This window comes from Bacillus sp. RHFS10 (assembly GCF_016757475.1).
GTDB lineage: Bacteria > Bacillota > Bacilli > Bacillales > Bacillaceae > Bacillus > Bacillus subtilis_G.
Window position 1 is genome coordinate 917555 of sequence record NZ_JAESPO010000002.1, and the last position, 24637, is coordinate 942191.

26 protein-coding genes and 2 pseudogenes are annotated in these 24637 nt (G+C 44.8%); 19 read left to right on the top strand and 9 right to left on the bottom strand.

What is annotated here, in order from left to right; translation table 11 throughout:
* Window position 1: 1 nt before the first annotated feature.
* From JMN17_RS11340 to JMN17_RS11375, 8 genes are read left to right on the top strand one after another with little or no spacing between them, the layout of a single operon-like run.
* Window positions 2-835 (top strand): phage tail domain-containing protein, encoded by an 834-nt coding sequence (locus JMN17_RS11340; RefSeq protein ID WP_202328096.1) that lies wholly within the window; start codon window positions 2-4, stop codon window positions 833-835.
* A gap of 22 nt (window positions 836-857) precedes the next feature.
* Window positions 858-2723, top strand: coding sequence for a prophage endopeptidase tail family protein (locus tag JMN17_RS11345; protein WP_242519896.1), 1866 nt, complete (start codon window positions 858-860; stop codon window positions 2721-2723).
* Between the two features lie 10 nt (window positions 2724-2733).
* Window positions 2734-4629 carry a phage baseplate protein gene (locus JMN17_RS11350; protein ID WP_202328098.1) on the top strand — a complete coding sequence of 632 codons (1896 nt, stop codon included), beginning with the start codon at window positions 2734-2736 and terminating at the stop codon, window positions 4627-4629.
* Between the two features lie 12 nt (window positions 4630-4641).
* Complete coding sequence (locus JMN17_RS11355; RefSeq protein WP_202328099.1) at window positions 4642-6411, top strand: phage baseplate upper protein; 1770 nt, start codon at window positions 4642-4644, stop codon at window positions 6409-6411.
* Between the two features lie 11 nt (window positions 6412-6422).
* Window positions 6423-6812 (top strand): hypothetical protein, encoded by a 390-nt coding sequence (locus JMN17_RS11360; protein ID WP_202328100.1) that lies wholly within the window; start codon window positions 6423-6425, stop codon window positions 6810-6812.
* A complete protein-coding gene (locus tag JMN17_RS11365; RefSeq protein ID WP_202328101.1) occupies window positions 6813-7022 on the top strand; it encodes an XkdX family protein in 210 nt (69 codons plus the stop codon).
* 50 nt (window positions 7023-7072) lie between these two features.
* Window positions 7073-7495, top strand: a complete 423-nt coding sequence (locus JMN17_RS11370; RefSeq protein WP_046160686.1) for a phage holin family protein — start codon at window positions 7073-7075, stop codon at window positions 7493-7495.
* Window positions 7496-7538: 43 nt separating this feature from the next.
* Window positions 7539-8504, top strand: coding sequence for an N-acetylmuramoyl-L-alanine amidase (locus JMN17_RS11375; RefSeq protein WP_202328102.1), 966 nt, complete (start codon window positions 7539-7541; stop codon window positions 8502-8504).
* Between the two features lie 67 nt (window positions 8505-8571).
* On the opposite strand, the gene JMN17_RS11380 is transcribed toward JMN17_RS11375, so the two are convergent.
* The 6 genes from JMN17_RS11380 to JMN17_RS11400 all read right to left on the bottom strand — a co-directional run bounded on the left by JMN17_RS11380 (window position 8572) and on the right by JMN17_RS11400 (window position 10697).
* Window positions 8572-9129, bottom strand: coding sequence for a hypothetical protein (locus tag JMN17_RS11380; protein WP_202328103.1), 558 nt, complete (start codon window positions 9127-9129; stop codon window positions 8572-8574).
* 66 nt (window positions 9130-9195) lie between these two features.
* Entirely contained in the window at window positions 9196-9333 is a 138-nt protein-coding gene (locus tag JMN17_RS11385; protein ID WP_202328104.1) for a hypothetical protein, read from the bottom strand.
* A gap of 206 nt (window positions 9334-9539) precedes the next feature.
* Entirely contained in the window at window positions 9540-9728 is a 189-nt protein-coding gene (locus JMN17_RS21735; protein ID WP_242519897.1) for a hypothetical protein, read from the bottom strand.
* Between the two features lie 110 nt (window positions 9729-9838).
* Window positions 9839-9991, bottom strand: coding sequence for a hypothetical protein (locus JMN17_RS11390; RefSeq protein ID WP_202328105.1), 153 nt, complete (start codon window positions 9989-9991; stop codon window positions 9839-9841).
* 293 nt (window positions 9992-10284) lie between these two features.
* Window positions 10285-10557 (bottom strand): hypothetical protein, encoded by a 273-nt coding sequence (locus JMN17_RS11395; RefSeq protein WP_087991062.1) that lies wholly within the window; start codon window positions 10555-10557, stop codon window positions 10285-10287.
* Window positions 10557-10697 (bottom strand): spore protein, encoded by a 141-nt coding sequence (locus tag JMN17_RS11400; RefSeq protein WP_202328106.1) that lies wholly within the window; start codon window positions 10695-10697, stop codon window positions 10557-10559. The genes JMN17_RS11395 and JMN17_RS11400 overlap by 1 nt, the downstream gene beginning before the upstream one ends.
* Window positions 10698-10855: 158 nt before the next feature.
* Here JMN17_RS11400 and JMN17_RS11405 point away from each other — a divergent pair, with 158 nt between their 5' ends.
* The 7 genes from JMN17_RS11405 to JMN17_RS11435 all read left to right on the top strand — a co-directional run bounded on the left by JMN17_RS11405 (window position 10856) and on the right by JMN17_RS11435 (window position 17696).
* Window positions 10856-11980: an NAD(P)/FAD-dependent oxidoreductase gene (locus tag JMN17_RS11405; protein ID WP_087991060.1), complete on the top strand. Its 1125-nt coding sequence runs from the start codon at window positions 10856-10858 to the stop codon at window positions 11978-11980.
* A 95-nt stretch (window positions 11981-12075) separates the two neighbouring features.
* The gene (locus JMN17_RS11410) at window positions 12076-12450 is read left to right on the top strand and encodes a nucleotide excision repair endonuclease (protein ID WP_087991059.1); all 375 of its coding nucleotides are present in this window, start codon (window positions 12076-12078) and stop codon (window positions 12448-12450) included.
* 200 nt (window positions 12451-12650) lie between these two features.
* Window positions 12651-13637: a fructosamine deglycase FrlB gene (frlB, locus tag JMN17_RS11415; protein ID WP_202328107.1), complete on the top strand. Its 987-nt coding sequence runs from the start codon at window positions 12651-12653 to the stop codon at window positions 13635-13637.
* Window positions 13638-13717: 80 nt separating this feature from the next.
* Entirely contained in the window at window positions 13718-14986 is a 1269-nt protein-coding gene (locus JMN17_RS11420; protein WP_202328108.1) for an ABC transporter substrate-binding protein, read from the top strand.
* 57 nt (window positions 14987-15043) lie between these two features.
* Window positions 15044-15922, top strand: coding sequence for a carbohydrate ABC transporter permease (locus tag JMN17_RS11425; RefSeq protein WP_087991056.1), 879 nt, complete (start codon window positions 15044-15046; stop codon window positions 15920-15922).
* A 3-nt stretch (window positions 15923-15925) separates the two neighbouring features.
* Window positions 15926-16828, top strand: coding sequence for a carbohydrate ABC transporter permease (locus tag JMN17_RS11430; RefSeq protein ID WP_202328109.1), 903 nt, complete (start codon window positions 15926-15928; stop codon window positions 16826-16828).
* 13 nt (window positions 16829-16841) lie between these two features.
* Window positions 16842-17696: a fructoselysine 6-kinase gene (locus JMN17_RS11435; protein ID WP_087991054.1), complete on the top strand. Its 855-nt coding sequence runs from the start codon at window positions 16842-16844 to the stop codon at window positions 17694-17696.
* A 24-nt stretch (window positions 17697-17720) separates the two neighbouring features.
* On the opposite strand, the gene frlR is transcribed toward JMN17_RS11435, so the two are convergent.
* Window positions 17721-18449 carry a transcriptional regulator FrlR gene (frlR, locus tag JMN17_RS11440; protein WP_148964033.1) on the bottom strand — a complete coding sequence of 243 codons (729 nt, stop codon included), beginning with the start codon at window positions 18447-18449 and terminating at the stop codon, window positions 17721-17723.
* A 180-nt stretch (window positions 18450-18629) separates the two neighbouring features.
* Between frlR and JMN17_RS11445 the strand changes: the two genes are divergently transcribed.
* Window positions 18630-19733 (top strand): ABC transporter ATP-binding protein, encoded by a 1104-nt coding sequence (locus JMN17_RS11445; protein ID WP_202328110.1) that lies wholly within the window; start codon window positions 18630-18632, stop codon window positions 19731-19733.
* Window positions 19734-19765: 32 nt separating this feature from the next.
* On the opposite strand, the gene JMN17_RS11450 is transcribed toward JMN17_RS11445, so the two are convergent.
* Both JMN17_RS11450 and JMN17_RS21740 read right to left on the bottom strand, forming a co-directional pair.
* On the bottom strand, window positions 19766-20632 hold the full coding sequence (locus tag JMN17_RS11450) for an endonuclease I family protein (RefSeq protein ID WP_202328111.1): 867 nt from the start codon (window positions 20630-20632) through the stop codon (window positions 19766-19768).
* A gap of 81 nt (window positions 20633-20713) precedes the next feature.
* Window positions 20714-20785: pseudogene (locus tag JMN17_RS21740) on the bottom strand (hypothetical protein); the annotation flags it as partial.
* Between the two features lie 206 nt (window positions 20786-20991).
* Between JMN17_RS21740 and allC the strand changes: the two are divergent.
* From allC to JMN17_RS11465, 3 genes and pseudogenes are all read left to right on the top strand, one after another.
* Window positions 20992-22230 carry an allantoate deiminase gene (gene allC / locus JMN17_RS11455; RefSeq protein WP_202328112.1) on the top strand — a complete coding sequence of 413 codons (1239 nt, stop codon included), beginning with the start codon at window positions 20992-20994 and terminating at the stop codon, window positions 22228-22230.
* A gap of 17 nt (window positions 22231-22247) precedes the next feature.
* Window positions 22248-23498 (top strand): (S)-ureidoglycine--glyoxylate transaminase, encoded by a 1251-nt coding sequence (gene pucG, locus JMN17_RS11460; protein WP_202328113.1) that lies wholly within the window; start codon window positions 22248-22250, stop codon window positions 23496-23498.
* A gap of 228 nt (window positions 23499-23726) precedes the next feature.
* Window positions 23727-24218, top strand: a pseudogene (locus tag JMN17_RS11465) (XdhC family protein); the annotation flags it as partial.
* Between the last annotated feature and the right edge of the window lie 419 nt (window positions 24219-24637).

The window sequence follows — 24637 nt, forward strand, 5'->3', positions numbered from 1 at the left end:
GTTGATAAACTATGATCTAATAGTAGACGGCAAGTATTTAAGCGAGACTCTTCCAGGTGTCTCGCTTTCTTCATTTAGGCCGGAGGCGCCAGTGTTCGAAAGGCAGACGGCAGGAACAAACACGCTCGTTAATGGGACGATGATGCTTAAGCAGGGGAACACTGGGCGTTACACAGAAAGAAAAATCAACATAAAAGTGATTGTGGAGGCAAACAGCTCTTATCAGTTCCAGATCAAAAGGGACGCCGTGTACAACCTTTTTATAAGAGAGGACCCCTACTATGTGATCAATACACAGCAGCCTTATAAACGGTGGCTTGTTACGTGTGATGACGCATTTTCCATCTATCAAGAAAACGGTAAAAAGTATCAGGAAGTGGATATTGCATTAACGGCCATTCAGGGGCTTGCTGAGTCTTTAAATGACAGCACTGCATCTATGGAATTGAAGGACGAAAAGTTTCACTTGGGTATGAATATCCGCCGGGACTCAACCCCTGTGTTTCATTTTCGAAATAAAAACTCTTTTGTAGTGGATAACATAGGGGACGTAAGTCTGGACCCGATTAACTACAATTACAACGTTGAAATGTACCTGCAGGGCACGGATATTTCAATAACAAATATCACGACAAACGAAACCCTGACGCTGAACGGAAAATTTTCAAAAACGGATAAGATAACGCTTTTGAAGCATCACATTTTGAAGAACTCTATGCCTATTTCCGATAGGAGTGGGCGGTTTCCGACTCTTGCAGCCGGCCAGAATCAATTTAGGATTGCGGGTGCTACCTACAGCGATATCCGATTCATTACACACTTTTATTATAAATAGGGGGTGAGGTTCTTTGAATCAGATGTTTGTTCATGACATTAAAACCGGCCAACAGCATGAGCTTATTTACGTTGAGCCCAAAGTGAATGATGATATCACTGGGAAAAAGGATTTGTCTTTTTCAATTCCCTTAACAGAATACAATCAGATCCCTTTCAATGCTTTAGTCGGAAGGAATTTTATTATTATCGACGAGGTACGTTATAAAAAGCAGCAGTATTTCATTAACACGCCCACGATCAAACAGGAAGGTGCTCTGCTAACGAAAGACATAACAGCCACGCATATCTATTCCTTTAGGGCGATCAAGCATGTTGTTCATGAGACGATAGAGGGCACGAAAACTCTCAACGAAGCCCTTAAGCACGCAGTAAAAGGCAGTGAAATCACATTTACAATTATGCCGGATGCGAAGGGGATCGGGGCTAAAAAGCTAGAGGGTTTCGGCAATAAAAAGACCTCTGAACTGATGGACGAAATCATTTCTACCTTTGGTGTTGAAATCATCCCGAATAACACGCATTTATACATCTACAAAAAAGCCGGCAAAGAGATTGTAAAAAGGCTGGATAACCTTTCGAATCTCACGTCTTTACAGATTACAACAAGCGAGGATAACACGACAACACGGGTGAAAGGATACGGGAAGCTCAAGGAAGATAAAGACATCCTGGGTGATCAGTCCATTCCCTACGATTCCAAAACAGGCACCTGGGCGTATGATAGCTCATTAAAAGCTGATTATACGAAGAAAATAGGAGCCACGTTTTCTTTCTCTTTCACAGGGACAGGCTTTAAATTTAAAACACTTGTATCGAAGCTAGGCGGCAAATGGGAATTTAAAATAGGCGATCAGACGAAAACCATATCTGTCTATAAAGATTCGGACCCCACAGAAAAAGAGTTTGATATCATTCGTGGCCTGGACAGCAAGACTTATAAAGTAGTGGCTACCTTTAAAGGCAGGGACAGCAATAACCCAAATACCAAGGGCACAAAGAAAGCCGATCCGGTTATGTACCTTCTGCGCGGCAACATTATCGAGGTGTACAGAACTTTCAAGAATGAGGATGAAAAGTATGTCTTTCCTCCGGTAACCTATGTTCATCCAGAAGAAAAAAAGTTTCTGATTAACGGGCAGCCATCCTGGGCGGAACCGGTCACGGATGATTCAATCACAACAAAGGATGACATGATTAAGCTACTTAAAACCAAAGTGAATCCTTACGCAGAAGTGTCCTACGATGCCGACTATGTGGAATTGCTAGATCAGGCCCTGGCTGACATCGAAGAACCGGTTATGGCGGGTGACACTATTCGTGTATATGCTGATACGCCTCTAAACGGAATCACTTTTGATGGGAAACTGAGAGCAACAGGGGCCTCATATAACCCTTTGAGACCAGAACAGCCCTCTGACCTGACAATTGACGGAAAACGAAAAAGCCGTGTAGACATGGAAATCGAAGAGAAAAAGCGTGCGAAGAATCAAGAACAGGCCATCAAGAATTATCAAAATCAACTGGCTTCTGGGCTTGCTGAGATCAATCAAATAAAGCAAAGTCTAGCAAATACGCAGGCTTCACAGCAGACCACATATACTTTCTCTTTGCAATTTTTAAACGGTGAATGGTCTGTATCTTCTGGCGATGGTTTTGCTTCATTGGCAGCGGGCATCCTTTCTTTGAATACGGATGATGATTATGCAATCCAGTATGTGACCGGAGACGCCAATTCCATTTTGAAAGAGGCGGGTTATATGTTGTACACAGAAGATGTGGAAACAAACATCATTAATATAACCTTTTATAAAGACGGAAAAATAAGTGATCCCCTGGGTGTTCCTGAAGGTTCAAAAGTAAAAATCCTTATAGTAGGACAGAAATAGAGGTGAAAACATGACGCTTTATCTTAATAAGAGGCATGGGGATGCACCGAATGCCAAACTGTTCACTCAGTTGGATGACAACGCCAAGGCAACGGAGACAGAAGTCAATCTGATAAACAGCAAACTTAAATATCATGAAAGTTCACGGACCGCCCACAAATCAAGTCAAATTGATCATGGCGGTCTTTCTGTCTCTACAGAACTAGAAACGATGAAAAAGCGTTTCGCCAACATGATTGCCAAAGCAGATGGCACGAATGTAAAAGAGGTTCTGGACCTCCGTATAAATCGTGAAGGTAAAGAATTTGACACAGCAAATGAGCGTGTTGTGGAGATTGAGAAATCACTCTCTGACCTTGATGCCTCTGTTCAAAAAGAATACGGATTCGATTACACGACAATCCCGCCCGTTTATCACACGAGTTTGAACCTTGCGGATAAAACGGTGCTGCAGTGTTTCGTAATCGACGAGAAAACAGGCGATATATACGCGACTCAAGTGGGCAGTGGTAACACAGATCAAAGTCAAAACTATGTCATTACCCGGATGAATAAAAATGGCGTAATGCTTGATAGCATGACAGTCGTTCATGGGGGGCACGGCACCACAATCGGGCTTGAACGAGAAAACGACAGAATGTATATCTGGTCAAATTATGATGTTGTCGATTCAAACGGCAGCACGATTGGTCATGACCTGGTTCGTTTCCCATACACAGCTGGGGCGACGATCAACGGCGGAAACGGTGGGATTAAACGATTCAACAAGTTCACTGAGTTGTATGCTATCCCTGTAATTGATCAGCAAAATGGCTTAATTGCTTTACGTTTAAAAGACAGCAACGATGACAGCGTTGTGCAGCTGCGTAAATTGAATGATGTGAAAAACGGTATTGATAATCTGCTGGGACAAGTGACAGTTCCGAACGATTTGCATTACCTGCAGGGCTTCACTATCGACGGATACGACTTGTATTGGTACACAGGAGATACAAACAACGTCACATACCCAGCAGAATTGTCTTTGTTCAGCTTCAAAGATGGGAAGCTTAAAAAACGTATTACGTGTGATTTTGGCCGAGGTCCTGACGGGAAATATGAGGGGGATTTTCGGGAGCCTGAATCCGTTTTTCTTTATAAGGACCCAATGACGGGGAAGAAGTCGCTATTCGCTGCGATTGCAACCGGTACAGTGGGAAAGCGCCTGGCAAAAGTCTATGCGTATCATTCCAAAGATAATGCGGCTACATTTGCCACAGACTTATCACAAGGGTTTCAAGGCTATCCATTGACCAAAAACAATGGATTCGCAAAGAGCCTGCCCGATGGACTGACAAAACTCAAAGACTTTCGCCAAGTGGGTTACTATTACATGAAAACAGCAGAAGCAAACAAGATGACGGATCATCCGGCCGGCGGCGATGCGGGATGGTGGCTTCAAGTTGCACCGGCCGACGGTTCCGGTTCTGTTATTCAGACGCTTACACGAAATTCCACAGGGCGGTCAATTAAAATTTTCACTCGGGTTGTAACTGGCTCGGGGGTTGCCGGGGAATGGGCGGAGCTTATGTCCAGTCAGGATTTGGATTGGACGAATCTTCCCTTGAAAAACGGGGCTTCGAATCCTGATTCTAATGATAAATTGCAATATGCCATAAACGGCGGACTCGTTCATTTGCGCGGAAGGGTTAAAATTCCAGTGACAGACGGGGTAATATTTGCAGTTTTACCGGCAGGAGCTAGACCAAGTAAAGCTTGGTATGATGGCTGTCAGGTCGCTGGAACAACAGGACAGCGCAAAATAGACGTGCGTGCAAACGGGGAAGTTGTTGCCTATGGATTCGCGGTAAACAGTGTGGACGCGGTCACTTACACATACGTCAATGCCAGCTTTCCAATAGGGTAAGGAGGAGGATTCGTGATCTATAAAGATGCTGCGATAAGTGCCAATGTAGGCACTAGCTCAAGCAACAGGACAACAAACATACATTTTAGTACGCAAGACATAGGGACGGCCAAATTGACATTTAAAGTGTTCAAAGATGGCGTCCCTTTACCTTTGTCCGCGGTGACCGGGAAACTTGCTATGGTGATGGCCGACGGCAGTAAGTTCATCAAGAATATTACAATCGTCGATAAGTTGAACGGCATTGCTGAATACGTTTTGACAAGTGAGGAAATCAAGCATTACGGCAAGGTTCAAGCGTCTCTTAATCTGTATTACGACAATAAACAGTCACTTGGCGTCACGCAGTTTACTTTTCAGATAGACAAAGACCTCATTGACTCGGATATTGTGCCAATTGCTGAGTATTACATTGAAGATTTTGAGACATTGAGGCAGTCAGTTGAGGCGATAGTGGCGGACCTCCAGGAGAAATTTAAAGACTTGGATAATGTTGAGACAAAGGCAGGCGCACAGGAGAAAGCTGACGCTGTCCAGGCGAATCTGGACAATCACACAAGGAATAAGTCGAACCCTCACGGGGTGACGAAAAGCCAAATAGGATTGGGCAATGTGGACAATGTGCAGCAAGCTCCTAAACAAGATTTTGACCTTCATGTATCGGATGCAACCAAACATATTTCTTCTAGTGAGAGAACCAAGTGGAATAATGGTCAAACTTTTAGGATAACAGCAGAGAACGGAACGCAGAAATACAACCTTACAGAGGGCTCTTTTTATGATTCGCTTAAAGATGTCGGGACTGTCTCTTTTTATGGGACAAATGCTGTTACTGATAACCCATCATCATCAAGCTTGCGCGGTCTGCAGCTTGTAGGACAGCCAGGGATTGGCATGGGATACGCCGTTGACGTGAACGGGAATGCTTGGTGGTTCTATTACAATTCGAATCACACGAAGATCAATTGGATTCCTGCAGAGTCCATCACAGGTGCCCAATCAAAAGTAGATGCTCACGCAAATAGAAAGGATAACCCGCACAACGTTACAAAAGCACAAGTCGGATTAGACAAAGTGGAGAATGTACAACAGGCTACAAAACAGGAATTTGACGGCCATAATTATAATTCCACTCGTCACATTACACAAATTGAGAGGGATAAGTGGAACGGCGGCCAACTGGCGAAGCTGACAAAAGATGACGGGAAACGAACTCAATTAGCTGATGGGGCTGATGTTCTTTCGTTGAGTTCTGGATTTTATTTTGCTTCAGGAAATCTAGTGAAAAACAATCCCGTTTCAAATGATAGCTCGTGGTTCAATTATGACGTTATAGACGGGGATTCCGGGAGAAAATCAATCTTAGCTTGGAGAAGTTACGATAATACCCTGTGGCACGCTACGGTCCACACTAACAGCGTTTTTAAAGGATGGAAAAAGCTTATAACAGACGCCGATTACGAGGGTATCACTTGGCAAAACGTCACACTAAAAAACGGCGCAGCTAATGGAGACAGGCCATTCCAGTATGCTAAGTGGGGCAAATTGCTTTTGTTCAGAGGACAGATCACAGCACCGCGGGAAGTCGTGATTGGTTCAATACCTTCCTCTGTGGTTCCAAGTAACGGTGCGGTTGTTCTCGCGTCAACGACCGGAATAACTGGTTTTTGTAAACTCATTGTTTATGGTACAGGAGATTTAAAATTGACTGGTTTAATGTCCAATGATAACAACGCAGTCACCGGCTATTATATGGATGTTAACCCGATTCCGTTAGATTAAGGAGGATAAGAATGTTACAGGTTTATAGATATGATGAGAATTTAGAATATGTTGAACCGGTATTGGTCACAGAAATAGACGAAAAAGGCGATTATATCATCCCAGCAGACTGCACGACCGTGGCGCTGCCGGATTCACCTTCCTTTTTCAAACCTAAGTTTGATCCAGAGAATCAGGAATGGTTAGAGACTGCCACACAAGAAGAGATCGAGGCTATTTTAAATTCAGGCGGCAAAGAAATCTCAGTAGTTGACCTTTTGAAGCAGCAGAATGCAGCACTTTCCTTACAGATTGCAAAGTCAGAGAAGGAAAACGAGGAAAGACGTATGAGGGAAGCAGAACAGGCTTTAGTCATTGCACAGATGCAAAAACAAATTGAAGAATTGAAGGGGGCAAATTAAATGGCTCGGTATCCAGAAGTAGCGGACATTAAGCAGTTTTATGAATGGAAATGCTATACAGACGAAAAGGTGCAGGAATATGTTGAGATTGAATGGATTACCACAGAACAATACAAAGAAATTACCGGAAAGGATTACCCTTCTCCCAGCGACGTCCCTTCTGGGGAGACTGACGAGCCTACTGGGGTTGAATTGAATAAAGAAGGATAAACGCTTAATAGGCGTTTTTATTTTTGCCTCTAAGGAGGTGATAACAAGAAATGGAGGAGACAACGGTGTTTATTAATTTTGAAACATTGGATTTAGCGAGAGTTTATCTGTTTGGGGGTGTGAAATATCTTGATTTAATGCTGGTGCTAAATATCATTGATATCCTTACCGGTGTGGTGAAAGCGTGGAAGTTTAAGGAGCTCCGCAGCCGTAGCGCATGGTTCGGTTATGTGCGTAAGATGCTCAGTTTTCTTGTGGTTATCGTGGCAAACATCATAGATACAATTCTCAATCTGAACGGCGTCCTGACATTTGGAACCGTTCTTTTTTATATCGCCAATGAGGGGCTTTCCATTACGGAGAACCTTGCACAGATCGGCGTTAAGATTCCGGCTGCCATCACTGACCGGCTTCACGTAATCGAAAATGACAACGAACAAACAAAAGAAAAGGATGAACAGGCTGCTGGATAACCCGGTGGCTTTTTCTATATCAAAAATAAAGGAGAGAACACTTATGACAATCACAGTGAAAAAGAATCTTGTATCAGAAGCTAAATACGCTTTGAAATGCCCTAATCACATGGATGCTGAATACATCACCATCCACAACACGTACAATGATGCACCAGCTGCGAACGAAGTAAGCTACATGATTGGAAACACCAGTTCAACGAGCTTTCACTTTGCGGTCGATGACAAAGAGGTACGGCAGGGCATCCCTACAAATCGTAACGCGTGGCATACAGGAGACGGCAAAAACGGAACCGGGAACCGTAAATCTATCGGCGTTGAAATCTGCTACAGCAAGTCAGGAGGCGCTAGATATAAGGCAGCAGAAAAGCTGGCAATTAAGTTTGTGGCGCAGCTGCTTAAAGAGCGAGGCTGGGGTATTGATCGAGTCCGCAAGCATCAAGACTGGAACGGGAAGTATTGCCCGCACCGTATTTTAGATGAGGGCAGATGGGATGACGTAAAGGCGGCCATCGAAAAAGAACTGAAGACCCTGGGCGGGAAGACTTCTAGTTCTTCTAGCAGTTCTTCAAGATCCACTTACACAGTCAAAAAAGGCGATACTCTTTCCGTAATTGCAAAAGAGCACGGGGTGAGTGTGGCAACCCTGCAAAGCTTAAACGGTATCAAAAACCCGAATTTGATCAAGGTCGGACAAGTATTAAAGCTCACAGGTTCAAGCACTTCAAGCCCTAAACCAAGCAGTAGAAAAACGTCATATGCGCTGCCTTCCGGAGTTATTAAAGTGACAAGTCCGATGACGAAAGGCAGGAAAGTAAGACAGGTGCAAAATGCTCTGGCGGCTCTTTATTTCTACCCAGACAAAGGGGCGAAGAATAACGGTATTGACGGTGTGTATGGTCCGAAAACAGCAAATGCAGTCAAACGGTTCCAGTCAGTAAATGGCTTGACTGCTGACGGCATTTATGGGCCTAAGACAAAAGCGAAAATTGAAGAGAAATTGAAGTAAATAAAGAATCCCCTTGAATAATTTCAAGGGGATGTTTTTTTGTTTGTTTAGAAGCAGGGTATGTAAATTAGAGATACCCTAGACTTTTACAAACCATTCTTGCAACTCCATTTTGAGTAGCGTGGCACCAACCAATTGCACCCAATCTATAAATATCATTAAGTACGTTATTAGCAAAATTTAACCCTATAAAAGCAACTAAGGCTAAATAAAGAGTTCTGGCCATTGGGTCTTTTTCTTTAAGGACACTAAAATCTTCTTGCAATTGATTTGCGCCTTTTTCAATTTCACTATCTTTAAGGTTATAGAATTGTTCCAAGATATTAGAGTCTAAACCCTTAACGTTATTAATAACATCTTGCTCAAGCCCTAATTTTTTTGCTTTTGATTCATCGAAAGAATATTTACCATTTTTTAAGATGATCGACTCTTTAATTGTCTTTAAGGTCTGTTTAACGTCATCAGGGTTCAAATTTTCCACAGCAGAATTGACAAAGATATTTCCATTCGGGCTGACTTCTTTTGCAGAAGCTTCAGGAGCGTTAGTCCCCATAAATATAGTCGCAAATACAAGAGTTAATACAGAGATACCTAAAATCATAGTTACAAACCTTGATTTTCTCATTCGTCTCTCCTCCTTGTAATTTTTTACAAACCGATTCTAAATGAATATACAAATATTGTCAACGGCTCAATGTTTCGTATTTTCTTTTTTAACAATCTTAATTATTTTAAAAATACAAAGTAATGAAATCAAAATTGCAACAACAGCAATTCCTAATAAAACTAACCCGGCAATGATAAAACCTTTAATTTCTTCGCTAGTCATGTTATCACTCCCATAAAGAATAATCTCCCACAAGTTTGAAGCAATCAGATATTATATTCCATAGGCTAAAAATACTCTCTTGCAAAATGGTCCGAATAGAACCGGAATATAAAGAAACTCACATGAAAAACAGTGAAAGTCCTACTCATTAAGCAGGACTTTATAAACACCCAATAAAGCCCAACTCACACATGAGAAGGGCTTTTCTAAATAATCCATATTTTCTTTTCTTTATCCCATGAAAGAGCGCCTTTACGTATCAAGCTTTTTATTGCTTCACGTATTTCTTGTTCGCTTTTCCCGGTCTTTCTTTTCAGTTCGGGAAGAGTCGGGTTCTTTCCGTAAAGCCTCATGTTAACAAAAATCTGATATAACTTGCGCTCGAAATCTGTCATGTTCATCTGTGTTACCTGCCAATTTTATTCACAACACATACCGACAGGCGGATCATAGTATGTACCAACTGGAGGATCAAGTTTGTCTTTCTTCAAAAATCTCAGCTCCTTTATTTGAATAAGTTTCTCATAAGTTTGTTGGTTTCTCTGCCTGCGGCACGGCGAGCAAGTCGTTTCCCGAGTGTCCCGTTCTTAGCGGCATTTACGTCACCTAAAACTTTAGCTGATTTATACAAAGCAGACCTTATTTTGTTTATGTTCATGAGCATCCCCCTTTAAAATCATTATATAAGCTTTCTAACTTTTGTTACAGATAAACGTGATACCACTTTTGATACCGAAAAATAAACTTTTTCACTAAAACTCTAAAAAAAACGGTAACGCAAAACAGCGAAAACCCTTATTTTATGCGCGTTTGCGTTTTTCTTGCGCGTAATCATAGTCGAAATGGAAGGTTCAATCGGTTAATTGTTTCATGAAAAAGGGCGTGACTGGTTTTCAGTTGCGTCCTTTTTGTATGCAGAAGAAAACCGCAGGCCGAGGGGCCGCGCGGTTTCTACTCTTCATTCTCCTGATTGATGACTTGCTTTACAGATGTACCGTTGTGAGATCCATTGTTCATCTCTCGTAATTGATTATAAGCCGTGTCAAATTCCTCTTTTGACATCTGCTTAGCCGCTAATGCAGAGCATAAAAGGGCAAAGGCGATCGGCATTGTATCAATGTGAATATCGATATGAACCTCTGAGTTGCCGCTATTTTTGATCGCGGATTCAGTAGCGGGCATGTCTTGAGCATGTCTGTTGATTGGAATAATATTTTCGTTCATTACTCATCCCCGTCTTGTGCCTGCGCCTGATCCTGATCAGTATTCACGTTGACCACGACTTTTGCATTACCGCTGTTTTGGACGTTTGCAACAGCTGCATCGCGTCTGTTTTCCTCATTTTCATGACGATTTTCGCTCATGGTATCATCCTTTCTCTATTGATAGTGACAGGATATTCGATAGGAGAGTAAAGAGATTGGACGGACTTCGCGGTTTTTCCCCATTAGGGCAAAAGGTCGAAGGAAAGCACTCGATTTGGTAAAATGAATAGAGATTATAATAGAAAAGGTGTTTGCATATGAAATCGTACATCATCGTCGGCGCAGGGATTCTCGGCGCGTCGGCTGCTTATCATCTTGTCAAATTGGGTGCCCGGGTCACGGTGATTGACCGGAAGGAACCTGGACAAGCGACTGATGCGGCGGCCGGGATCGTCTGTCCTTGGCTCTCACAGCGCCGCAATCAGGATTGGTATCGGCTTGCTAAGGGAGGAGCACGTTACTATAAAGATTTAATCCATCAATTGGAGGAAGACGGAGAAACGGACACAGGATATAAGCGTGTCGGTGCCATCAGTATTCATACTGATGCGTCAAAGCTTGATAAGATGGAGGAGCGGGCGTATAAGAGACGGGAGGATGCGCCGGAGATCGGCGGCATTACCCGCTTGTCCGCAAGTGAAACGAAAAAGCTGTTTCCGCTTTTAGCTGATGGCTATGAATCGGTTCATATCAGCGGTGCCGCCCGTGTGAACGGGAGAGCGCTGTGCCGGTCACTTTTAAGCGCTGCAGAGAAACGCGGCGCAAAGATCATCAAAGGAAATGCGTCCCTGCTTTTTGAAAACGGAACGGTCACCGGCGTGCAAACAGACACACAGCAGTTTGCGGCTGACGCTGTGATTGTGGCGGCGGGGGCATGGGCCAATGAATTGATGAAGCCTCTGGGCATTTATTTTCAAGTGTCCTTTCAGAAAGCGCAGATTATGCACTTTGAAATCCCGGGTGCCGATACCGGATCGTGGCCGGTGGTGATGCCGCCGAATGATCAGTATATTCTTTCGTTTGAGGACGGCAGAATTGTAGCAGGCGCCACCCATGAAAATGAGGCCGATCTAGATGATCTGCGTGTAACAGCCGGAGGACAGCATGAAGTCTTAAGCAAAGCGCTTGCAGTAGCGCCGGGCCTTGCTGACAGTACTACTACGGAAACAAGAGTGGGCTTCAGGCCGTTTACACCGGGATTTCTCCCGGTTGTCGGCGCTGTGCCGGATGTTCAAGGGCTTTACGCCGCTAATGGTTTAGGCGCTTCGGGATTAACGATGGGGCCTTTCTTGGGTTCAGAGCTCGCAAAGCTAGTTCTCGGAAAGCAGACAGAAATAGACCTTAGCCCTTATAATCCAGCCGGAGCGTTGCATAATAAGTAAAAGCATAACAAACAAATCGTATAAAGCTGTTCTAGCTTTTCTTTTCTGTCTGTGTTAGCATTTATCTTTAATGAAAAAGAGGACGTGAACTGATTTTGATAAAAATTGATATACCCGCACCGAATGTCACCATCACCGAACGACAGCAGTCAGCTAATGATAACGAGCCGAAAATAAAGGCGATTTACGGATTCATCGACTTTCACCAGATACCAAGAGATAAAGGCGGCATCTTCATGTTTTATAACATTCACGATGAGCTGCTTTTTGTCGGCAAGGCTAGAAAGTTAAGACAAAGAATCAAGAAACATTTTGAAGACACTGTATCACCAATTAAAAAGCACAGAGACGAAGTATATAAAATTGAAGTATGTGTCGTCGAAGAACCTATGGATAGAGAAATTTACGAAACGTATATCATCAATACACAGCACTCGAAGTACAATATAGACAAGGTATTTTTTAAATAAGACGTCAGTCTGCGGATTGCACAACGAAGCCAGAGCTTATGTTAAGTTCTGGCTTTTGATTTGGACATTTTTCCATATTATATCTAATTAAATTATTGAGAAATTTCAGAAAATAATATTGACAATCCTAACTCCGGACTTTAATATAACAATATATAATGTTATATAACGTTATATAATAAAAATAGGGAGTGAAGGATTTGAGTCAGGCCACAGCAAAAGTAAATCGTGAGGTTCAAGCTTTCTTGCAGGATTTGAAAGGGAAAACCATTGACCATGTATTTTTTGTCGCATGCGGAGGCTCTTCGGCCATTATGTATCCGAGTAAATATGTGTTTGACAGAGAGTCAAAATCAATCAACTCCGACCTTTACAGCTCGAACGAATTTATTCAACGCAACCCCGTTCAGCTTGGTGAAAAGTCTCTTGTCATTTTGTGTTCACACTCGGGAAATACCCCGGAAACAGTCAAAGCTGCTGCGTTTGCGAGGAGCAAAGGCGCACTTACGATTGCGATGACGTATAAGCCGGAGTCTCCTTTAGCGCAGAAAGCGCAATATGTTGCCCAGTACGAATGGGGTGATGAGGCACTGGCGATTAATACGAACTATGGCGTTCTGTACCAAATCGTTTTCGGCACCCTGCAAGTATTAGAAAACAATACGATCTTTGAACAAGCAATTGAAGGCTTAGATCAATTACAGGCTGTGTATGATGAAGCCCTGAAGCAGGAAGCTGACAACGCGCAGCAATTCGCAAAAGCTCATGAAAAAGAAAGCATTATTTATACAATGGCAAGCGGTGCAAACTACGGTGTCGCTTACTCCTACAGCATCTGCATTCTCATGGAAATGCAATGGATTCATTCCCACGCCATTCATGCCGGAGAATATTTTCACGGACCGTTTGAAATTATTGATGAATCCGTGCCGTTTATCATCCTGCTCGGTTTAGATGAAACTAGACCTCTTGAAGAGCGGGCGCTTACCTTCTCGAAAAAGTATGGCAAAAAGCTCACTGTGCTTGATGCTGCATCTTACGATTTCACTGCAATTGACGATTCAGTTAAAGGCTATCTTGCGCCGCTCGTTCTCAACCGTGTGCTGAGAAGCTATGCGGACGCGCTGGCAGAGGCGAGACATCATCCTTTATCTCATAGAAGATACATGTGGAAAGTTGAGTATTGATCTGAACATGCGGAACCATTATGCATTAGACTATAATGTTATATAACATTATAGTCTAATGTCCAGAGGAGGCCAACCCTTTGAAGAAAATGTTGTTGTTTTTGATCATTGCAGCTGTCAGTATGCTCACTATTGCGGGCTGTTCGAGCCAGGGCAGTTCAGCGGACGGAAAGGTGACATTGAAATTTTTCCACAGATGGCCGAAGGAACCGGAAAAAAGTTATTTTGAAGAGGTTGTTAAGGCATTTGAAAAAGAACATCCGGATATCGACATACAAATTGAAGCTGTTTTGAATGACTCTTATAAAGATAAAATTAAGGTTATGCTGGGAACCACCAGCCCTCCTGACATTTACTTCTCTTGGAGTGACGAATTTGCTTTTAAATTCATCAGAGGCAATAAGGCACTTGATCTTTCGTCCTACTACAAAAACGATACAGATTGGTCATCACAGCTCGTTCATTCGCAAGTTACACCATTTACTTATGAAAACAAGCAATATGGCGTGCCTTGGCAAATGGACGCTAAATCATTCTTCTATAATAAAGACATTTTTCAAAAGCTGAACCTTGATCCCCCGAAGACATGGGACGAATTCATCGATGTATCAAAGAAGCTGCAAGAAGGTGGCTACACACCGATCAGCTTCGGAACAAAGGCGACTTGGACAATCTCGCACTATATCGGTACGCTCAATCAGCGGATGGTTGATGAAAAAACGCGAGAAAAGGACTATAACGCCAAAACGGGTGAATTTACTGATGAAGGCTATGTAAAAGCACTTGAAAAGCTTCAGGAGCTGATGCCTTACTTCAATAAACATGTAAACTCCGTTGACCACGAATATGTGAGACAGCAATTTAAGAGTGGAAAGTCGGCGATGATATATGCGGAAACAGCGGAAATCAAGCTGGTTGAACCAGTGAATCTGGGGATGTTCCCATTCCCTGATATCAGCGGGCAAAAAGGATCATCAGAAGCGTTAACGGGAGCGCCGGAAGGGTTCATGATTGCCTCGAAAACAAAACATCCGAAGGAAGCAGTGGCATTTTTGCAGTTTCTGACGTCGAAAAAAATGGGTGAAAAGCTCGTCAAAGACGCCGGCAAATACAGTGCGGTGCAAGGAACGGCTACTGAAGAAAATTCTACAGCCATTCAGCGTGAAGCGGTTCGGCAAATTGTTGATGCCAAATCAATGGTGCCATGGTTTGATATGGATGTCGATGTTGAAATCGCAGATGCGTACTTAACGAGCGTCCAGCAAATGCTCGGCGGCGACATGACACCGGAGCAGGTGATGAAAGCCGTTCAAAAAGCAGCGAAGCAAGTGAGGGCGTCAGCTGAATAAATCAAAGAAAAGGTGAAACTTCGCACCTTTTCTTTTTATAAAGGAGATGAGATATCCTTGGTCAATCAGAATAAAATAATCCCCTATTTGTTTTTGGTGCCTGCTCTCGTTTTTTTACTTTTCGTTTATATCCCGATTTTTGAGAATGTCTTCCTCAGCCTGTTTCAATGGAGCTCTTTTTCTCCGGAAAAAACGTTTATCGGATTGAAAAACTATGTTGAATTATTTCATGATCCTGTCTTCTATCAGGCACTTACCAACAATGTGCTTTACGCAGTGATTTCTATTGTATGCCAGGTATTTGGCGGTTTGATTTTGGCGGCGGTGCTTGAGGATAAGCTGGTCAGAAAATGGTCGCCGTTTTTTCGCACCGTTTTCTTTTTGCCGGTTGTCATCTCAATGACGGTGATCGCGCTTTTGTTTGATTTTATTTACAACCCTGAGACGGGGCTTTTGAATCAGCTGCTTCAGGCGGTCGGTCTTGATCAGCTGACGAGGGCTTGGCTCGGTGATAACAATACGGCTATGCTGTCTGTCATTTTTGTGTCTCAATGGCAATCTGTCGGTTATATTGCGATGCTGTACATTGTGTCGATTCAAAAAATACCGGATGAACTGTATGAAGCGGCGCGTCTTGACGGCGCGGGAAAAATTCAGCAGTTTTTTCACATTACCATTCCCCAGACGAAAGAGATGTCTTTTGTTGCGGTGGTCATGACGCTGACCGGCGCCTTTACGGTATTTAATGAACCGTACATATTGACAGGCGGCGGGCCGGGAAACGCTTCTGAAGTCTTAAGCACGTTTTTATATAAAAGCGCCTTTACAAAGGATATGATGGGCTATGCATCAGCGATTGCCACCGTGGTGTTAATCATTACACTCACATTGTCGCTCATGCAAATGAAGCTCTTTAAAACCGGGAAGGAGGAGTAAGAGATGCTGTCTCAGAAGAAGACAGATTCGTTCAGATTGGAGCCTGTGCCTGACCGGCATATTGAGACGAAAAGAAAACCTAGACGGAAATGGTACATCGGAGAAACGTCTGTATGGATTTTCCTGTTTCTTTATCTGATTGCGATTGCCTATCCGCTTTTATGGATGGTGATGAGTGCTTTTAAAAACTCGGACGATATTTTTGAGCACAGCTGGTCGCTGCCGTCTTCGTGGCATCCGGAAAATTTTGTGTCCGCCTGGAATCAGGGGATTTCTTCTTATTTTATGAACAGTGTCATCGTCACGGCGCTTACGTGTGTAATCACTGTCTTGATCAGTGCATGGGCGGCGTACGGTCTTTCCCGGTTTGAGTTTAAAGGAAAAGGATTCTTTTTGGTGCTTTGTCTTGGCGGTTTGATGCTGACGCCGCAGGTCAGTCTTGTGCCGCTTTATTCTATTATTCAGTCGCTGGGGCTTTACAACACGTATTGGGCTTTGATCTTGCCGTATGCGGCTTATCGGATCCCGTTCACCATCATTTTGATCCGCTCTTATTTTCTTTCTATTTCTAAAGAATTGGAGGAGGCGGCTTATTTAGATGGGTGTACGAGTTTCGGTGTATTTTTCAGAATTTTCTTACCGATGAGTGTGCCGATTTTGGTGACATCCGGCATTTTGACGGCTTACCATACGTGGAATGAGTTTATGTTTGCGATTATTTTCATAGATGATGAGAATTTGCGGACCATTCCAGCGGGGCTGATGCAGTTCAGAGACGCGCTGCAGACGGATTGGGGCGTCCTGTTGGCGGGATTAACGATTTCAGCCGCGCCGATTGTGATTCTATTTTTATTGATGCAAAAATATTTTGTCCGCGGGATTGCAAGCGGAAGTGTAAAAGGATAAAGGAGGAAGCACAATGAAATTGATTGCGGTTGGAGATAATGTTGTCGATTACTATCAGGACCAAGAAACGTTCTACCCGGGAGGAAATGCCTTGAACGTCGCTGTGCTTGCCAAACGGCTCGGGCATGAGGCTTCCTATATCGGAATCGTCGGCAATGATGAAGCCGCGGCGCATCTGTTGAATGTACTGAAATTGGAGCAGGTCAACGCGGATTATATCCGCCAGGCGCACGGAGAAAACGGCATGGCGATTGTCACCCTTGATGAACAGGGGGAACGGATCTTTGTCAGATCAAATAAAGGCGGCATTCAGTCCCGGCTCCGTCTTGTGTTTCAGGAGAAAGATCTAGCCTTTGTCAGCGGGCATGATCTGCTGCATACAAGTGTGTACAGCAAGCTTGAGAACGACCTTCCGCAGCTGTGCGGCCTGATCCCGGTCTCCTTTGATTTTTCAACCAATCGGGAGGATGATTATTTGAGGAAGGTTTGTCCTTATGTGACGCATGCGTTTTTTTCAGGAAGTGATTTGAGTGAGTCGGAGTGCGGTGAGCTTGCCAAAGCAGCTCATGGGTACGGAGCTAAAATCGTTTGTATGACCCGCGGGGGCCAAGGAGCGATCTTGTCTGCGGGAGACCGAATCTATCATCAGCCGATTGTTGAAACTGATATAATAGATACACTTGGAGCGGGAGATTCTTTTATAGCGGGCTTTTTGACTGCTTTTTGCGAGAAGCGGGACATCACGCACGCTTTGCGCCAAGCGGCGGAAACGGCTGCGAGAACATGCGGCGTGTACGGGGCATTCGGCTACGGCCATCCTTTTCGCTTGGAGGATGGGGGAAGCAGTGAAAAAACGAGAATACTATAAGCAGTGTCTCGTTTTTTATGCCGATTATGTGTAGGGGCTGTTGATGGTAAAAGTGACACGGTTTGTGTGCATCAAAAACAGTGAGCAGTAGATTGGTTGGTCGTTTGATGTAAAAGCTGTTTTATCGATTTCAAACAGCGCATCCCCGATATCGCAATCCAGGTATTTGCTTTCCTCCTGCTGGGCATATACAACGTTTAATAGTTTCGTATTGTGAGCAGGAACGACTTGATACTGCTGCTTTAAAATATCATGCATGGACACGCCGTCAGCTATAAAGGTATCAATGCCGGGAAACAAATCGAGCGGATAATGCGTCACTTCAAAGGTGAGCGGCTGGTCATCGTTATATAAAATCCGTTTTAATTCAACGACAGGGCTCTCGGGATTGATTTGCAGCTTTTCGGCAATGGGTTTTGCCGCCGGAATGATTTCATGGGACAGCACCTGATGCTTCGGTTTTTTGCCGGTTGATTCCATAAATTCCGAGTAGCCGTTTACTGCGATTAGCTCCCGTTTTAATTTAGGGCTTTTAACGAACGTTCCCTTTCCTTGCTGCCTGATAAGATAGCCTTCTTCGACTAAATCGAGAATGGCTTTCCTGACGGTAATGCGGCTGACATGATATTTGCTGCAAAGCTCGCTTTCGGTAGGCAGCTTGGCGGTTGGGGAATATACGCCCTTTTTGATGTCATCGGTGATGATTTGTTTTAGCTGAATGTATAAAGGTGTAGAACTTCCGTTGTTTAACAAAAGGTAGCCTCCTTTGAACCTATTATTCATATTATAATGTATTATGACGTTATAATACAAATTTACATTTTTTATTTTAGAAATATAGCAAAAATGGGAATCGATTACTCTAAAAATAACAGAAAGACTGGGTTGTTTCCAGTGACGAAATAACAGATCAAAAGATAGGGGGAATGTCTGATGGCTTCATTAACATTTGAGCATGTCAAAAAAGTATATCACTCTCAATTAACGGTGAAGGACTTTGATTTAGATGTAAAGGATAAGGAGCTTTTGGTGCTGGTGGGGCCGTCAGGATGCGGAAAATCGACCACGCTGCGGATGGTGGCGGGACTGGAGAGCATCTCTGAAGGCCACCTCCTCATTGATGGGGAACGGGTCAATGATCTTCCGCCGAAAGAACGTGATATTGCGATGGTATTCCAAAACTACGCGCTTTATCCGCATATGACGGTTTTTGATAATATGGCGTTTGGATTAAAGCTCAGAAAGATGCCGAAACAGGAAATTACAGAGCGGGTTCATGCGGCAGCCAGAATTTTAGAGATTGAACATTTGCTGAAGAGAAAACCGAAGGCACTCTCCGGCGGGCAGCGGCAAAGGGTGGCGCTTGGCAGATCGATTGTGAGGGAGCCGAAGGTCTTTTTAATGGATGAGCCGCTTTCGAATCTGGACGCAAAGCTGAGAGTGACAATGCGGACAGAAATCAGCAAGCTGCACCAGCGTTTAGAGGCAACCGTCATTTATGTCACGCATGACCAGACCGAAGCGATGACGATGGGCGATCGGATTGTGGTGATGAATGAAGGGGAAATCCAGCAAGTGGCGAAACCTCATGACATTTATCATTACCCGGCGAATCTGTTTGTCGCAGGCTTCATCGGCTCCCCGGGAATGAACTTTCTGAAAGGCGTGATAGAAGAGCGGCATGGCGAGCTGTTTTTCATAAACCCTTCGATCCGGCTTCATATTCCTGAAGAAAAAGCGAAGCGGCTTAAGGAAAAGGGATATGCCGGAGAACAGATGATTGCCGGCGTAAGGCCGGAACATATGACACAATCGACGGGACATGATCAGTTGTTTGATGCAGTGTTTAAAGCGAAGGCGGAAGTGAATGAAAACTTGGGAGCGGAGCTGATTGTGCATGTCACGGCTGGGGACGAGCGGCTCACGGTCCACATGGACGGAAACACGCGAATCGCCGCAGGCGATTCGATCCAGCTGGCGGTGAAAATGGATCACGTCGTCTTTTTCGATGCGGAAACGGAAAAAGCTGTGTATTAAGAAAGGTGCTCCTGTTGAGGAGCACCTTTTTCTTACGGCCAAATGTCGTCGGCCCATTCAGGATGGTCGATAAAAGGATTGCGGTTGTGCTGATATTTCTCATAAATGATTTCATTTCTTTTCCGCTCGCGGTCGTCAACCGGATCCTGCCTATTCCATTCGAGGAGGACAGATTGTTTTCCGTGATAAGGGGCTGAGCCGTTGCCTGTTTTATCATTCAGTTCAAGATCAGGGTACCCGTCATCACCTTCGTAACGGACTGCCATGTAAAACAGCATGCGGGCGACATCGCCTTTCACATCATCGCGGGGCTCCCATGAGTCTCCGTCATAATAATTTCCGGGTGCTTTGGCATGTTCTGTGCCGCCGTTGTCAAAATCCATATTTCCTCTGGCGCTGTTGACTTGGACATCAGCCGGGCGCAAATGGTGAATGTCGGTGCCAGGCCCCTTGCTTGTGCCAAAATTACCATGGGATTTCGCCCAAACGTGCTCGCGGTTCCAATCGCCGACATTGCCGCCATTCAGGTTTTTCGACCGCGATTCATTCGTATAGAGCAGGATGACGTTATTTGGGTTTTTTGGGTCTTCATCGGTTTCTTTCAGCGCGTTCCATACTTCGCTGTATGACAGCGTCGTGTGTCCGCTGATGATGTGGTGCAGGGTGCTTTTTAGCGATTCACCTGACTTTCCTTCAGCCCCTTCATAATAGGTATCTGTGTCAGCGTAGGGTGCAGCGGGAGCGGCTAATGAGAGAAGCCCCCCGGTTTCTGAATAGGAAGAAGCCAATCGTTCATTCAGGCTCAGTGCGGTTTGCGTACTTGCTGAGGCGGCGGGCGCAAACCATCCGGAAATCAGTAATACAAAGACGAGCGGCAGAAACCTTGCTATTTTGGTCATCACTTGCCCTCCTTTTATCAGATCATGTCTATTATCTAAAATTGAAATAAAGGATAGAAGTGTTATTTTGTATATTTTTCATTAAAATTGTAAATTAGTCCCTTTGGAGGAGGCGGATATCCACTGTTCCAATATCTTTAGGCCCCGTTTTTGCATATTGGCTCTCTCCCTTACCGTGTTTTCTTTTGACTTTACATGAAGACAGCCCTGAGAGGTAGAGTGTTTTCTGGCCGTTATGCTGTGCTGCTGGATAGATACTGTGACTAAAAAATAAACGTTTTTTTGGTTAATCTGCCAATGAACTATCCGTGTTCCTCCTTCTATAATGAAGTCACCATAACGGCCAGAGGGGGGAGTACATGGAAAAGCAGAAGCTTTCAGTCAAAAACAGCATCACAGATTATATTGAATGGCTCGCCCAATACGGCACATCCGCGGACGGCGGCGTGACGAGGCTTTTGTATACAAACGAATGGATGGATGCGCAGCTTGCCGTGAAGACGGAAATGTCGGCATTCGGGCTTGAAACAAGATTCGACGATGTCGGCAATGTGTTTGGAAGGCTTTCGGGCACCCAGTCTCCGGATGAGGTCATTTTAACCGGTTCACATATCGATACCGTCCTCAATGGAGGAAAGTATGACGGTGCCTATGGCGTTCTTGCGGCAATGCTCGCGATCAAGCAGCTCAAAGAAACGTACGGAGCACCGAAAAAAACACTCGAAGCTGTCTCCTTATGTGAGGAGGAGGGCAGCCGTTTTCCAATGACCTATTGGGGATCGGGGAATATGACTGGTGTTTTTTCTGTACAGGATGCAGAAGAACCGAGAGACGAATCAGGTGTTTCTCTGCAAACAGCGATGTATGAGTGCGGTTTTGGTAAAGGTGAGTATCAGGCGGCCTGCAGGACAGATATCAGCGCCTTTGTCGAGCTTCATATTGAACAGGGTCAGACATTGGAAATGTCAGGCGGGGATCTCGGCATTGTGACAAGTATTGCGGGGCAGAGGCGATATCTCGTCACGCTGGAGGGGGAATGCAATCACGCGGGAACGACCTCTATGAAATGGCGCAAAGACCCCCTTGCAGCCAGCAGCCGTATCATTCATGAGCTGCTGCTGCGGTCGGAGGAGCAGCCGGATGAGCTCCGTCTGACATGCGGAAAAATTACGGCGGAGCCCAATGTGGCCAATGTCATACCGGGCCGCGTGCAGTTTTCAATCGATATTCGCCATCAGCATCAGCACGTGCTGGAGCAATTTCATAATGACATGGCTGCTTTGATCAACGGCATTTGCCATCAAAAAGGGATTCGTGCCATAAATGATGAATATATGCGGATAGAGCCTGTGCCAATGGACGAAAGGCTGAAGGCTGCGGCTCTTGAATCAGCGGCAGAAAACGGTCTCAGCTGTGAAGAAATGGTGAGCGGAGCAGGGCATGACGCGCAAATGATCGGAAGACGCTATCCGGCTTGTATGCTGTTCGTGCCAAGCCGCGGCGGCATCAGCCACTCACCGAAGGAGTATACCTCAGCCAGACAGCTTGAGATCGGCGTCCGCGCATTGGCTGATTTATTATACAAACTGGCTTACTGATAAAGGGAGGAATGGCTGTGTCACGCAGAAAAGAATTATGCACCCCGTTAAGAACGATTATGACTCCGGGACCTGTGGAGGTAGATCCGCGTGTCTTAAGAGTGATGAGCACCCCGATTGTCGGCCAATTCGATCCAGCGTTTACAGGTATCATGAATGAAACGATGGAAATGCTCCGGGAGCTGTTTCAAACGAAAAACCGCTGGGCATACCCGATTGACGGCACTTCACGGGCGGGAATCGAAGCGGTGCTGGCGAGTGTGATTGAGCCGGAAGATGATGTGCTCATCCCCATTTACGGGCGCTTCGGTTATTTGCTGACTGAAATTGCCGAGCGGTATGGAGCAAATGTTCATACGCTTGAGTGTGAGTGGGGAACGGTTTTTGACCCGCAGGACATCATACGGGAAATGAAAAAAGTGAAACCGAAAATCGTGGCGATGGTGCATGGGGAAACATCGACAGGGCGGGTTCACCCGCTGGAAGCAATCGGCGAAGCCTGCCGGGCCCAGGATGCATTGTTCATCGTCGATGCAGTTGCGACGATTGGCGGCTGCGAGGTCAAAGTCGATGATTGGAAGATTGACGCGGCCATCGGCGGCACGCAAAAGTGCTTGTCTGTTCCATCGGGAATGGCACCAATTACATATAATGAGCGGGTAGCAGATGTGATTGCGGCTCGAAAAAAGGTGGAGCGCGGGATTGCGACACAAGCTGACAGGGCAACGCTTTCGGGGAACCGGCCGATCACAAGCAATTATTTTGATTTGAGCCAGCTTGAGGATTATTGGAGCGAAAGACGGCTCAATCATCATACTGAAGCAACGACGATGCTGTACGCCTTGCGTGAGGGTGTCAGGCTGACGCTTGAAGAAGGTCTTGAAGCCCGCTTTGAGCGGCATCGCCACCATGAGGCTGCATTAGCAGCAGGGATTAAGGCAATGGGGCTGAAGCTGTTTGGAGATGACAGCTGCAAAATGCCTGTTGTCACCTGTGTAGAAATCCCCAGTGGCATTGACGGCGAGTCTGTCCGGCATATGCTTTTGGCACAATTCGGCATCGAAATCGCCAGCTCATTCGGTCCGCTGGCGGGAAAAATCTGGAGAATCGGCACGATGGGCTACAGCTGCAGAAAAGAAAACGTGCTGTTCGTGCTTGCCGGGTTAGAGGCTGTGCTGCTGAGGCATGGCGCAGGGATCGAAGCAGGAAAAGCGCTCCAAGCGGCGCTTGATGTGTATGAAAATGCTGGCCGTCAGACAGCGGTATAAAGAAAAGCTTGCGGAATACCGCAAGCTTTTTTAGCGATAAGATTTCGCTTTTTCTCCAATCTGTTTTCTTCGTTTGACTCTTTTTACAAATCCTCTTTCTCCATGTTGTATTTTCTGACGAAGCATGAGTCATTTTATCTTCCATCAGCTATCCTTTATACAAGTTACCTATAAAATCACGCTGAACTTGTTGTTTCTTACAGCGATTTTTGAGAGGAGGATGCAGCATTGGGAAATTTGCAGATAATATTAGATGCGCTCCGGGAAGATCGGGATGAGGCTGTGCTGGCGACAATTGTTCAAGTTGAAGGCTCCGCATATCGAAAAGCAGGTGCCTCTATGCTCTTTAAGAAAAATGGGGAACGGGTCGGCCTGCTGAGCGGCGGGTGTGTGGAAGAAGATTTACGCCACAGAATCAGTGAGCTGGGAGATCAGCTGACGTCAGTGCTGATTCCCTATGACATGCGGGCGGAGGACGATATGTCCTGGGGCATGGGAGCCGGATGCAACGGCGTAATTCATATTCATGCGGAGCGAATCACTCAGGAAAAAAGACGGCACTTTGATAGAGTGAGGGACTGCCTTCATTCAGGCAAAGCTGTCACAGCCGTTACGCAGCTTGACTCCTCCCATTATTTATTTTTGTCTGAGAACACGCATTTCGGGAACTGGCCGGACGCGCCTCTGCAAGACATTCAACGTACCGCTTCAACGCTTCATTTTTTAAAAGCTGGAATTCATTCGTGTGAAAAATTGATTTTTACAATTGTAAGATGATCAAGGGCATTCATTTACCTTCCCGACTCCAATACTAGACTCTGTATCCGGCAATCATTTTTTTCTAAATCAGCCATATCACTTAGAGGTCTATGAAACGTATCTAGCTACCGGCGATATTTTTTAAAGTATCTCGAATTATTCCTTTATTTCCTCCTTTTATCGATTACTAACACCAGCTAATAAGCCTATAAGACTCAAAACAATAGTTATAGCAAGGAATTCCCATACCTTCTTTCCATTTGGAAGTTCGGCTTGTTCTGAACTTTCCTAGCTGAGTACATAAAATTACATTTAACAATACTGATATGACAAGTGCTGTTACTAAATATAATAAATTCAAACCCATCAACCTTTCTTTT